The 13,334-nt window shown below is 37.9% G+C and carries 10 protein-coding genes; all 10 read right to left on the reverse strand.

Annotated features, from left to right (window positions below; all coding sequences use genetic code 11):
* Positions 1–64 precede the first annotated feature (64 nt).
* Entirely contained in the window at positions 65–3,070 is a 3,006-nt protein-coding gene (locus IGL98_RS16365; RefSeq protein WP_206912438.1) for a hypothetical protein, read from the reverse strand.
* 252 nt (positions 3,071–3,322) lie between these two features.
* Complete coding sequence (locus tag IGL98_RS16370; protein ID WP_206912441.1) at positions 3,323–5,017, reverse strand: oleate hydratase; 1,695 nt, start codon at positions 5,015–5,017, stop codon at positions 3,323–3,325.
* 108 nt (positions 5,018–5,125) lie between these two features.
* Entirely contained in the window at positions 5,126–5,701 is a 576-nt protein-coding gene (locus IGL98_RS16375) for a TetR/AcrR family transcriptional regulator (RefSeq protein ID WP_206843184.1), read from the reverse strand.
* A 1,086-nt stretch (positions 5,702–6,787) separates the two neighbouring features.
* A complete protein-coding gene (locus IGL98_RS16380) occupies positions 6,788–7,846 on the reverse strand; it encodes a hypothetical protein (protein ID WP_206843186.1) in 1,059 nt (352 codons plus the stop codon).
* Between the two features lie 249 nt (positions 7,847–8,095).
* Positions 8,096–9,106: a Holliday junction branch migration DNA helicase RuvB gene (ruvB, locus tag IGL98_RS16385; RefSeq protein ID WP_206843188.1), complete on the reverse strand. Its 1,011-nt coding sequence runs from the start codon at positions 9,104–9,106 to the stop codon at positions 8,096–8,098.
* Between the two features lie 12 nt (positions 9,107–9,118).
* Positions 9,119–9,730 (reverse strand): Holliday junction branch migration protein RuvA, encoded by a 612-nt coding sequence (ruvA, locus tag IGL98_RS16390; RefSeq protein ID WP_206843189.1) that lies wholly within the window; start codon positions 9,728–9,730, stop codon positions 9,119–9,121.
* A gap of 140 nt (positions 9,731–9,870) precedes the next feature.
* Positions 9,871–11,544, reverse strand: coding sequence for a peptide ABC transporter substrate-binding protein (locus IGL98_RS16395; protein WP_206843190.1), 1,674 nt, complete (start codon positions 11,542–11,544; stop codon positions 9,871–9,873).
* Between the two features lie 155 nt (positions 11,545–11,699).
* Positions 11,700–12,137, reverse strand: coding sequence for a peptide-methionine (R)-S-oxide reductase MsrB (msrB, locus tag IGL98_RS16400; protein ID WP_206843191.1), 438 nt, complete (start codon positions 12,135–12,137; stop codon positions 11,700–11,702).
* 98 nt (positions 12,138–12,235) lie between these two features.
* Positions 12,236–12,730, reverse strand: coding sequence for an acyl-CoA thioesterase (locus IGL98_RS16405; protein WP_206843192.1), 495 nt, complete (start codon positions 12,728–12,730; stop codon positions 12,236–12,238).
* Between the two features lie 30 nt (positions 12,731–12,760).
* Positions 12,761–13,315 carry a Maf family protein gene (locus IGL98_RS16410; protein ID WP_206843193.1) on the reverse strand — a complete coding sequence of 185 codons (555 nt, stop codon included), beginning with the start codon at positions 13,313–13,315 and terminating at the stop codon, positions 12,761–12,763.
* Positions 13,316–13,334: the final 19 nt, after the last annotated feature.

The raw sequence follows: 13,334 nt of genomic DNA on the forward strand, positions 1-13,334 counted from the left end.
ATACACGACTCAAATAGTCATATACTAGTCACTTGGAGTTCGACCGAAAAAATGATTTTTATATTTACTTAGCATCTTCCAGTGTAAACTCTAATTCTCCATGATATTTTCCTAAGGCTTTTAAAGAACCTGAAGGAAAATCAAGCATAAATCCTTCTTCGTTTTTATTCCATTTTTCCTTTGTCAGATCATACTCATTTTTGGTGTTATCTTTACGTTGGAAGATCATTGTATCCATTTCATTTAAAACTAATTCATCGCTGCCATTATTATATTTGATAACATCAGGTACAATTATCCCATCGGCATTTTTCAAGGGATTGGTGACTTTAACCTTCAAAGACCATCCAGATTTTTCATTACGCATATCAGAAACTACTAAATTAGAACCTTTGATTTCTGGTTTGAAACGTTTCCTTTCTACTCCGGCGTCTTGAATACCAAAGTCAAATGAAGTCGGAACTGTCTTGAAACTTAATCTTCCATTATAGTAGAATTTTACTTGTTCCACCTTGCCATACTCCACTTGGAATGGTTTTGTCGGAAGAGGTGTCTGCTGAACAGAATCAAAGTAAAGTTGAGTCAGCTCGTAACCTTCGATTACTTCAATTGAAACATCTGGTGTTAAATCCCCAATTAATCCCAATGGAAGTGTCACTTTTTCTCTTAGCGGTAGTTCTGTTCCAGCCTCCAAAAAGAGAATTTCTACAGAAGCAATTCTTGGTTTAATTGTAAATGACTGAAGATTTGACTTACTTTCTACTAGAATTGTATCCGCAGTTTGCCCACTTAATTTATAGGATTGGTCCACATTTACTGGTGTTTTGATTGGTGGTGTCCCATTTTCTGAAACAACATTATACGTTAGTTTCATTTCAGTTTGTTCTTTCACCGTTCCCAATTCTATTTTAAGCTTCCTGTCTACGCCAAACTCAACCTTATCAGGTATAACAGCAACACCATCAGCGACTAGCTTCACTGAACTAGTATCTACTGACACATTCTCTGGAAATGCATTTGTTGTCTCATAAATAACCTTATCCCATAATGAATGTGTTGAATTATTCTTGAATGTGGAGGTAAATAAAACGGTTCCTCCTTCATCAATTTCTGGTTTATCAATGGTTAAGTCAGCTGATATAACTGGTTTATTATGGGGACCTATAGACCAAATCTCCTCTTTAGATAATCCACCACGCACATCTTCTGCCCAAACTGCTAGTTCATGACTGGCACTTCCTAGCTCCGTTGCAGGAATTTCTTTACTAAAGTTTATCTCTGTATTTACTGGCGTATTCGCTAAATCCTTCCCGATTAGTTTTCGAGGTCCGTTATCAAGTGAATAGTACAGGGAGACGGTCTCACCTTCTGATTCCTTCCAAGTCCCATTTATTGTATATCCTGAACCCGTAAAGAACCAACTAGGCTTTTCAACTGTGATTACTGGTTTCAAATTGTAGATCAACGTTTGACGTAGCGGTACTGAAATAGCATCAGTACCCGTATCTCTTGCTCTAACATAGATATCCTGCGTAACGCCTTGCTGAAGTTTATCTTCAGGTATTTCGAATGACCATGGGACTTCTTCCCCCGGTTTATTTAAAACCTTCGTAGCATCAGTATAGGGACCTGATTCTTTAAACGAATACTGGAGGCTAAATTCTTTACTATTTTCACTATATTGCAAGACATGCCCTGTAACAGTATGAGGGCCTCCTTCATAAGAAACTTCGTTTTCATCCAACATTATTTCTGGTCTAAGTGATATCACCCCAGAAGGTCCTAGATTGAAACTATATACAGTGGATTCGTTTGGTGCTAAGTCTTTTGGTGTATTTTTAACATATAAACCCGTGGTATATGGCTTAGTAAATCCGTTTTCTTTATAACTGTCTTCTGAATAGGCTATTTCTCCGTACGCAGCATTATTTTTTTCTTGTCCACTAGAATTGGGACCACTGAAGCTGGTATATTTGGGAGCGAAAAATTGTTCTGGGTGTCCCAATTCAGTAATTTGTCCTGCCGACCAGTTATCAGGCCTAGATGGTGAGTCAAAAGAAAATCGTGTTGCGACATCCGAGTCTGGATCCTGATTTTGACTATAAAAAATTAGCCCTCTATTCCCACCAATATATTTTACAGGGCGCTTGTTCGTTGGGTACATACTTTCAGGAATATTTTTAAAAGCAATACTATATCGACCACCTATAGAAAATCCAGTCAATGTCTCTTCTCCGATATTCGTTACTCGAATTCCAGTGATTACGCTACCAGCAGTGTTTGAGTCCATTCCTATTAGATATTCTACTCTCAAATAGTAATCAAATGCATTTTCAGAATGCGCATCAGGATTATTTCTTACATTGTATACGATTTTTGACCAAAGAAATCTAACAGGAATTTCATTTGGAGCCATTATGCCATACCAGCTTGCACCCGGTTCTATAAGTGATGGTGGCGTTTCAGGATCTTTTTCCCCTCCTAGCCCATACATGTTAAGAACATCAATTACTTTAGTGCCTGACTCAGATGTCTGAGAAATAATGAGCGGCGACATTGTTTCAAAGTCATCTCTTTGCCATTCCGGACCTTCATTCTGTTCAACCCCTCTGTATAAGGGACCTTGAGGATTTTTATTAAAGCCAATTCCGACTTTACTCATTATCAGACTCACATAAGGCTTATAACTGCGATATGTTGCGTAATATGGTTTGTCGGGAGCTGAGTTTGCTGTATGGAACCTGTCCAACTGTTCTGCTACTCTTCCATATCCACCAGTTAAGATCGCTTTGTCGGAAATACTACGTACTATATCTTTTTTAGACCTTCCTACCCAATCAAGACTGTCTAATTGTTCAGTAAATACATCTCTTCTATAACTTGAGCTTGCTTTATTTTTAGGTCCTTGCACTTTTTTTGTTGTAGAATTCGTCTCTTTTGGTATCTCTTTTACGCTGACATCTTGATTTATTTTTTCTTTAGCTTTTATAGCAGTACTTTGTGAGTATGTATATAAAAATCCTGATAAAATTATACATCCAGTAAAAATTATTCTTATTTTATTCTTCATATCATAATACTCCCATTTCAATTTTTATTTACTGTAATCAATATATTTTTTGCATTTGTATGCATACAATCTATTTTAATTATATAGTAATTTTTTCAATAACATAGACACTCTAACACCATTTTTTACTTATTATAAGAACTATTTTGAAAAAACTAAAAACCGCACAATACGTATTGTGCGGTTTTTATGAAATCCCCGAGGGTCTTGTTTTTCTATTAACTTTTCTTAGCTTTCCTATGACAATAATTCTTACCTAAACATGGTTTGCGCAGCTTTTGCTAAAACTTTTGGATCACGATTATATGGTGTCACAGGAGCAATTTCTTTATTAATGTCGAATAGTTTATAAACAGCAATTCTAGCGGCACGTACAGAGTACTCTTCTGTAAAAACCATATCTTTAGGTATTTCCACAAATTGGCTGACCATCGCAAAATTAGTACTGTTTTCAGGAACAACTTGAGGACGATCCGTCATTTTACGCGGTTGGAACTGAGCATCGATATAAGGCATATAAGCAGGGATCACATTCACAACATCTTTAATTATTTCATCCCAATCCGCTTGCCATCCCATCTGACAGATCCATTCATATAAAATTTCTTCACCTGTACAATCACGCATTGGTTTTTTCACATAATCACCGACTTTATCTGTATAAATACCGTAGCCCCAGAAAATAGTGGTATCCGGATCTTGATTTTTAAAATGAGGTTGTGCTGCAACAACAGTACTCATCAGCCAGCTTGAATCTTTTAAGGTCATCAACGCACCTGAACCTGGAATATTACCTGAAAATTCTTCGATTCGTTTTAACAATTTATCGCCGTGGCACGTTACTGTGAAACTTTCCCAATTGGTTTGCGTTTCATTGCCAAAGAATGGTTCGGGATTCCCTAGTCCAACTTTTTTCTTTGCAATATTACGCCAAAGTCTAGCAGAACGTGATTCTTCTGTAACCGCCGGTGCAGGAGTGCTCCAGTCACCTTCTGTAGAGCTGTCGGTCATCGTTCCATTGGTCATGATCACGATATCTTCTTCACTCAACTCGATTGTTTCACCATTGCCAAGTTTCAATGCCGTTACAGTGATTTCAGATCCTGATTTGAAATCTAAATCGACGACATCCTCATTTAAAGTGAAATCTACTCCATGTTTTTCTAAGAATGATTTCAACGGTAGAATCACACTATCGTACTGATTCAAGGCTGTTCGTGTTACCCCTTCTAAGGTGTCGATGCGAGAAAATTCTAGAATCATTCGGTTCATGTAACGGCGTAATTCAAACACGCTACTCCATTTTTGGAAAGCAAAGGTTGTTTGCCACATGTACCAGAAGTTTGTTTCAAAGAAATGCGGACCAAACCATTCTTCGATCGTTACATCATCCAAGCTTTCTTCAGAAGCGGCTAATAATTTTGTCATCGCTAGACGGTCTTCATTATCAAAGCCCATTGTATGTGCATCAAGGATTTCTTGGTCTTTTGTGACTAAACGTGCTTGCGCATGCGTAGGATGTAAATGATCAAAATTCAGAATTTCTTCTGTTACGCTGTGATTCGGCCATTCAAGAGAAGGGATGCTATCAAATAGTTCCCAGAAATTTTCATAGGTTTCTTCATTTAGCATTCGGCCGCCACGTGCGACAAAGCCTTTTTCATTTGTACCGATTCCGTCATTGCTTCCACCGAGAATTTTCATACCTTCGATCACATGGATATTTTTACCACTGAAATTTGCATCACGAATCAAGTATGCTGCTGCTGCCATAGTTGCAATACCTCCGCCGATCAGGTAGACCTGTTTGTCTCCATAATATCGGCTGTTGATTTCTTCTTCTATTTCAGCAACTTTTTCTACTTTCTTTTCAGCAGATACTTTTTTAGCAAGGTACGCTGCACCTAATGCTCCTGCTGCGGCTAATCCGATATGTCTTTTTTTCATGAAAATCCCCCCGATTCAATTTATGAACCTAGCGTACAATGATTTCATGTAAAAGTCTTGTGATAGCATTATTATTCCGTCTTCTTTTTAGACACTATGGACAATTTGTCACAATAGTTCATTTTCTTTTGTATATAGCCGATACGAGAAAAATTCAGTGTCTTTAGCCAGACGAAATAGCTGTGTGGCGATTTCTAATGGTGATTCTTTATAGCCTCCGAGAATCCAATCAATCAAGACACCACTGCATCCGTATGAAAAAAAACGTGCATAAAATACTTTATCTTCTGGAAGTAGTTGGTTTTCTTTGTCCATTTGATCGAATAGATTGATGAAGAGTTTATTGGTGATCGCTGAAAAACATTTCCTTAAGATGTCTGAATCTGAAGTGACTGTATTATAGTAGAAATCACTTTTGGCTTGGATCGCTTTTAGCATTTTTAGGGCTTGTTCTTCCCAATTATCGATGCTGACATCTGGTGAGTCCAGGTAAATCAATGCATCATGGGAGTAGATCCAGCGTAAGAGATCTTGTTTGTCGGTAAAGTGATAGTAGAAGGTTTGGCGATTTAAGCCAACTTCTTTTGTGATATCTTGGACGCTGATTTTATTGAAAAGCTTTCGATCGCATAATTCGATTAATGCGGATGAGATGGCTTTTTTGGTTATTTGTGATTCGCTCATGGTTTTTGCCTCGCTTTTTTTAGTTAGGTACATCATACCAAAAAATTGGGAGGAAATATAAGGTTTTGAGAGATTTTTAGGGATTGTTAATGGTTGGCACGTGAAGATAACTTTCCCGTTGGTCATTTATTCCAATCGTTGAAAAGGAAAACATCCTACTAACGATAGAGTATCTTCGTGTTTGCAATGGAAAAACTTATTTCGTTCGCACTATTAATGTATCATAGCTTAATTAACATTGACAAAAAATAAAAAAATTACTTTTAATCGCTTAAATATAACTTGACCTTTCATAAATAACTCACTAAAATAATAACAGAGACCCAGCCGCCTTGGATCATCTTCTTCACTTGAATGCTATGTTGTTCTGGTAGATAGCATCCCATTATATGATCAATATTGACTTAGGCAACTTAATTTGAGGCTCCGTGCTGATCATCCTTGGCTACATAAGTCGAGTGGCCGCTCTTTCTTACGAGGTGTGGCTGATCCCCTGCTATTCTCACTACTGTATTCCTCTGCCACAACATAAATGGCTTACCTCGTCAAACATTCGCAAAATTAAACACAGACAGACGTTTACAGCAGATTTTTTGAAACAGTGAGAAAAATAGAACGAAAAAAAACGGTATCGGACACCTGCCAATACCGCGCTAAGTACAATTAAGAAGCATCGATCTGTCGCTATTAAACTCTAAGAAATTAGAAAAAAGACTAGCTATTTTCTAACAAATTGAGTAAAATAAAAACAGTCAATGAAAATTGACTAAGGGCAACTTGTACAGTCAGTGTGGCTGATTGTATAAGGCTCTGTGAGAGGACGTCCAATCTTCTTGCAGAGTGCCTTTTTATTTTCGTTCTATTTCTTATATTCTAATTTAAAAATGTTTGTTCGTCAATGAAATAATTTATTTATTGCGTGATTTTACTTACGTAAATGCGTGCTATTTTAAGGACTATAATAGTAGGGAAAAGTTCAAAAAATATTATTTTTGTTATTGGCTTTATAGAGCATAAAAAAGGTATAGCCGAAGCTACACCTTTTTTTGTATTCGAATCCATTGCGGCATTTTCAGTTACGTTTTCTTATAATTTACTTTCAGTCACAGGATTTTTCACTAAATTAGCACCCCATAAACCTGCTAAAGAGGTAATGATCATGCCGAGAATCATTGCGATAAAGCCCCAAATAGATGCTTTAGCTACTGTGTTTGAAGCATCTTCTGCTTTTTGTCTGGCTTCTTTGATGTCTTTATCTAATTCTTTTTTCGCATCTTCAAGACTTGATTTTGCGTTTTCGATTTGTGTTTGTGTTTCTTTCGATGCTGTTTGTAATTCGTTGTAGATATTATCTGTCGCTTGTTGTGCTTCTTCTTGTGATAAATCCGTATTCTTTGCTACTGCGTTTGCGATTGCTGGACGATCAATTGAATCACCGATTTTTTTCGCTTTCGCTGCTAAAGAATCTGCTGTGTCTTTGAAAATTTCATCTGAGTTGTCTGGATTTTTTAGGATTTCTTTTCCAGCCTCTGTGATTTCATCGGTTGCTTCTTTCATTTGATCTTTTAAATAATCAGGTTGTAACTCTTTGACATCAGTATCAGATAAAACTTTTTTGACTTGTCCTTGTAGTTCTGTTGTATCTACTGATTGAACATTGTCCGTCACTTTATCAAACCCTTTACTGATTGCATCAGATGTGCCCGAAGCTACAGTTTCCACACTGCTACCAGTTGCTGACGCAATATTGCCAAATAAAGAGCCAATTGCTGAAAATGCACCGATTGCTGTATAAGAAAGGATAGCCAATAATACCAAAACACTTGTTGCCCATGTTAGAAAACCATGAACTAAGCCCACTCTGCGCGCTGCTACCCCTGCGATAAATCCACTACAAAATAATGAAAGGACAAATGTTACAACTGTCCAAATAATAAGTCCTGTGCCTATACCATCTAAAGGATTGTCCGACGTTGGTTTGACTATACCAAAACCAATTGCAGATCCAATCAAACTTAAGGTAAAGAAAATGGCAAAGAAGGAAACTAATCCCGCTATAATTGCCCCCCAAGAGATATTTACCCCTGCTTCGTCTTGCGTTGTTAAGTACGATACAAATCCTTTTTTTCTCGTATTCTTTTCCATAATTTTCATCCTTTCGTCCGTTATTTTTATTAATTGGTACATTATCAACTATAAAAGGAGATAATATTTAGTGCAAATGATACGATTTTTTCTCTAATCGAATACTCACTTAATAATATCTATATGTAAAGAGATTGCGCCTTTGGATATAGACTAACCAGATTTACAGAAAATAATAAAAAGGATGAGATAAACTAAATGTAGTTTTGTCTCATCCTTTTCCTATTAACTTGATAAAATTCCTAGGCATTATTCTTGATAATAAGTTTCATAGCCAAAATGTTCATAAGCTAAAGCTGTCGCAATTCGTCCTCTTGGCGTCCGCTTGATAAACCCTTTTTGAATCAAATAAGGTTCGTACATATCTTCAACCGTTTCAGTTTCTTCACTGATATTTACCGCTAATGTGCTTAAACCTACAGGACCACCGCCGTATAATTCAATCATTGTTTTCAATAATTTTTGATCGACATAATCTAATCCTTGGTGATCGACTTGTAACAATGTCAGCGCCTGATCAGCGATACTGCGATCGATCGTACCATTTGACTGTACTTGGGCAAAGTCACGCACACGTTTTAGTAAACGATTGGCGATTCGAGGGGTGCCGCGAGAACGACGTGCAATTTCAAAGGCGCCTTCTTCTACGATTTCTGTTTGAAAAATATCAGCCGAACGCAGAACGATCTCTTTTAAATCTTGTGTTTCATAATATTCCATATGAGAAATGATCCCGAAACGATCTCGAAGCGGTGCAGACAGCATTCCAGCTCTGGTCGTCGCACCAATCAAGGTAAATGGTGGTAAGGGAAAATGAACGGGATTAGCAGTGGTTCCCTGTCCTACCATGATATCCACATAAAAATCTTCCATTGCCGAATACAGCATTTCTTCCACAATTCGAGGCAAGCGATGGATTTCATCGATAAATAAAACATCGCCTGGTTCAAGCTCATTTAAAATTGCGACTAAATCTCCAGCTCGTTCGATCGCAGGTCCGCTGGTCGTGCGGATATTAACATGCATTTCATTGGCGATCACCATCGCCATCGTTGTCTTACCTAATCCTGGCGGGCCATATAAAAGTGTATGGTCTAACGCTTCTTCCCGATTACGGGCCGCTTCAATGTAGATCGTAAGTTCTTGTTTGACTTTGTCTTGACCGATATATTGTGCGAGAAATTGCGGACGTAGCGACTTTTCAATTGACTCTTCCCCTTCGCTTGTTTGAGCGGAGAGTAGTCTTTCATCTTCTGTCATAGCGATTCCTCCTTAGCGTTTCATCATGAATTTCAATGCATTGCGCAAGTATTCGTCTGTGGCTTGTGTCCCTAATTCTTCTAGTTTTGGCGTAATTCGTTTGATTTCTTTTTCACTATAACCTAATGCGCTTAGAGCTTCTAATGCTTCTGTTAGAGACTGATTTGTTGATTGGGTACTCGGTGTTTTGGCCATTGCTTCAACAGCTGCTTCTGATGTTTCCAGTTCGCCTAGTTTCCCTTTGAGGTCAAGTACCATTTGTTGTGCCGTTTTTTTGCCTACACCAGGGAATTTCGTTAGATACGCCGCATCTTCACTTTCGATTGCATTAATCAACCCACCGTGATCTTCTGAAGCCATGATTGCTAAACCACTTTTAGGTCCGATTCCTGAAACGCTGATCAGTTTTAAGAAAAGTTGTTTTTCATCTAAATCACCAAATCCGTATAAAGAATGGGCATCTTCACGAATGACTTGATGGACATAGATTTTGATTTGCTGGTCGGTTTTTCCAGAATAACGGTAGGGATTCCCCACAGAAATCTGAAAGCCAATGCCATTTGTTTCTATTACAATATAATAAGGACTGATAAATGTCACTTTACCAATGATATACTCGTACATAATTTCACCTTTCTTGATACCGTCGCTTATGCTTTACACGCACATACGTTTCTATTTTAGCACAAATCCAAGAAAATCAGTAGCTTGATATGAAAGAAAGCCAATACGAATTAGGATTCAATTCGTATTGGCTTATTTTTTTATTCAGAAATGTATGTCCATTTATAGTCATATCGTGCGCCTGCTCCGTGAGCTACTACACCTTTGACTTTTTTACTACGCATGTGGGCTTCTGCTTTTTGATAAACTGGTGCAACACCCATATCGTCCATCAATAGTTTTTCAGCATCTACCATGTCTGTCCAGCGTTTTTCTGGATTTGACGCATTTTTACTGCCAGAATCTTTGACTAATTGGTCATATTTTTCATTTGAGTAGCGACCTCTATTGTAAGATCCGCCAGTTAGGAATAGATCAGTGAAACTACTTGGATCTGCATAATCAGCACCCCAGCCGCCCATGATCACTTCAAAGTCACCATTCTTACCACGGTCTAAACGAACAGTAAACGGTACATTTGTGACGGTAACATCCACACCATCAAGGGTCTCTTTCACTGCGCCTTGGATATATTCTAGTACTTTTTTTGTAGAATCAGTATCATCGCCTACGATATCAAATTTAAATGAATCGATTCCTAATTCTTGTTTCGCTTTTGCCCAGTATTCTTTGGCTTTTTTGGTATCATGTGTCAGTACATTTTTATTTTCGTCAGCAAAGTCTTTATTGCCTTCTGGTGAAAATGACATTCCTGCTGGCACGAGACCAGTAGACGCAACCGAGCCGTCTCCTAAGATTCGGTCAACTAATGCATCACGGTCGATTGAATAAGAGATTGCTTTACGTAGATTCGCATTGTGGTATGGCGATTTTTCATCCCTTTGATTGAATTCAAGATAAGAAGTACGCGCATCTTTTTCGATTACAAGTTCTGGATCATCGGCCATTTGTTTGGCTAATTCACCGCTTAAGATCACATCATCTGCTTGTCCATCTTGGAAAAGATTCAATGATGTCGGTGCTTCTTTAACAACTTTCACTTCGATTTTATCTAATTGAACTGCGTCTTTATCCCAATATTGATCATTTTTTGTGTAAGACCATTCGGTATCTGTTCCAGGTCCGTCAAAATCAGTCAATGTAAATGGTCCGTTATAAACTGATGCATCACTCGTTGTTGCATAGTCTTTGCCTTTTTCTTCGACTATTTTTTTATTTTGCGGGAAAAATGATGGGAAAGCCAACAAGTAATCAAAGTACGGCGTTTCTTGTTCTAAGGTTACTTCTAATTCATAATCGTTGATTGCTTTGATCCCTAATTCATCCAGTCCTTTTTTTTCTGCAGAAACATCTGCGCCGTTTTTAACTAATTCAAACATATACGCATACTCTGCTGCTGTTTTAGGATCTGCTGTACGTTGCCAGCCATAGACATAATCTGACGCCACTACAGGATCGCCATTTGACCATTTAGCATCTTCTCTAAGTTTAAATGTGTATGTCAACCCGTCATCGCTTTTCTTTGCCAATTCTACTGCACCGGCAGGCTGTGGTTTACTCTTATCATCCAAACGATATAACCCTTCATAGATATTGTTCAATGCTGAAAAGCTGATCGTATTTGTTGCTACTGATAAATCTGCACTTGGCATTTCTTGTTGAACGACTAGTTTAAAAAGCTGTTCCCCACTCGCTTTTTTACTGTCATTGCTACTATCTGTAGAATCAGTCTTGCCGCCACCGCCGCAGGCTGCTAACACTAGTGTAGATAGCATCATCACACTGATTAATTTCGTTATGTTTGTTTTTTTCATTTTTTTCTCCTCGATAAACAATTATTTTCTTACGTAATTTTAATTTTCTGAATATTCTTATAATACTAAAAATTAAAGTAAATAGCAATCATTTTTATACGTAAATAAAAAAAGCCCATCTAAACAGATTTTAACTGTCTAGATCAGCTTTTATATTACTCAAATAAGCTTTTGTATTCTCCGTATCCTTCTTTTTCTAGCTCTTCCACTGGAATAAACCGTAACGCTGCCGCATTGATACAATAACGTAAACCACCTTGATCTTGTGGTCCATCCGTAAAAACATGTCCTAAATGAGAATCCGCTTCTTTACTGCGAACCTCAACTCGGCGCATTCCTAAAGAAAAATCTGAATTTTCTTTAACGCCTTGCTTTTCAATAGGTTTAGTAAAAGCTGGCCAGCCACAGCCTGCATCATATTTATCTTTTGAGCTAAAAAGTGGTTCGCCACTCACCACATCCACATAAATTCCCTCTTGGTAAAAGTCATCATATTTACCAGTAAAAGGTCGTTCCGTCGCATTTTCCTGTGTTACAGCATATTCAATATCGGATAGCTTTTCTTTCAACTCTTCTTTTGATGGTTTTTCCATGACAAATCACACCCTTACTTTTTTATTAGTCTTATCATAGCATCATTGTGAAAAAAACACTCACTTTCTGTTTAGAAAATGAGTGTTCACGTCTATTACTAGTTCCAAGGAATATCTAAGTCGACATTTCTAGCTAGATCAATACTTTCTTGACGCTTAGCTTGTCTAAACTGTTTTCTCGCTTCATAGCCTTCACAGATAAAGCGTTCTTCTTTTGTTTCAGGCTCGATTGTTTTTGGCAGACTTGCTCCTTTAGGTACGACAAAGGTCATAAAACAAGTACCAGCTAGATAACGTTCGCCTGTAAATAAATCTTCACCGATCACTTTGGCGAATATTTCCATCGAGCGTGTGCCCACACCTGATACATAGGCATCGATACAAACTGAATGATCCGCTTTTAAAGGTGCTAAAAAATCTAAATGATCGACTGAGGCTGTGACAATTGCCGCTCTTGAAACGCGAACAGCTGAAATACCAGCCGTTTCATCCAGCCACGCCATTAGTTGGCCACCAAATAACGTCTTATGAAAATTTAAATGAGGATACGTGATCATATGTGTTTGGATGGCTCTTGTTTGTGAACATTTCATTCATTGTTTCCTTCTTTCATCGTTCAGTTACTAATCAAATGATGGCAACATTCGGTACAATGTCGCAATGGGTAAGCCCATGATCGAATAGTAATCACCTTGAATACTTTTTACCAACAAAGCACCTTGCTCTTGAATGCCATATGCTCCAGCTTTGTCTTCGTACTCTTTTGTATCTAAGTAGCGATTGATTTCTTCATCTGTCAAATCGTAAAATTCTACTGTGGCCGGAACAGTGGCCGAAGATTCCTGATCGTCTTTCATTATGACAACACTAGTGTAGACTTTATGTGTTCTGCCGCTTAGTTGCCGTAACATCCGAAAAGCATCGTCTCTGGAAGTGGGTTTTCCTAATATTTCATTATCGATCGTTACAATTGTATCGGAACCGATCACTAAATCATTTGGATATTTTTTTGCAATATGTGCTGCTTTTTGGGCTGCCATCGTCAAGACATAGTCCATCGGAGTAAAATAACCTTTGACTTCTTCATTGATATCAGCTGGCACAACGTCAAAATCAGAAATGATTCGGCTCAACAGCTCACGTCTGCGAGGTGATTGGGAGGCTAGGATAACTGCCATTAGGATAAAACCTTCTTCC

This window comes from Enterococcus sp. DIV0840, assembly GCF_050527835.1.
Classification (GTDB): Bacteria; Bacillota; Bacilli; order Lactobacillales; family Enterococcaceae; genus Enterococcus_L; species Enterococcus_L ureasiticus.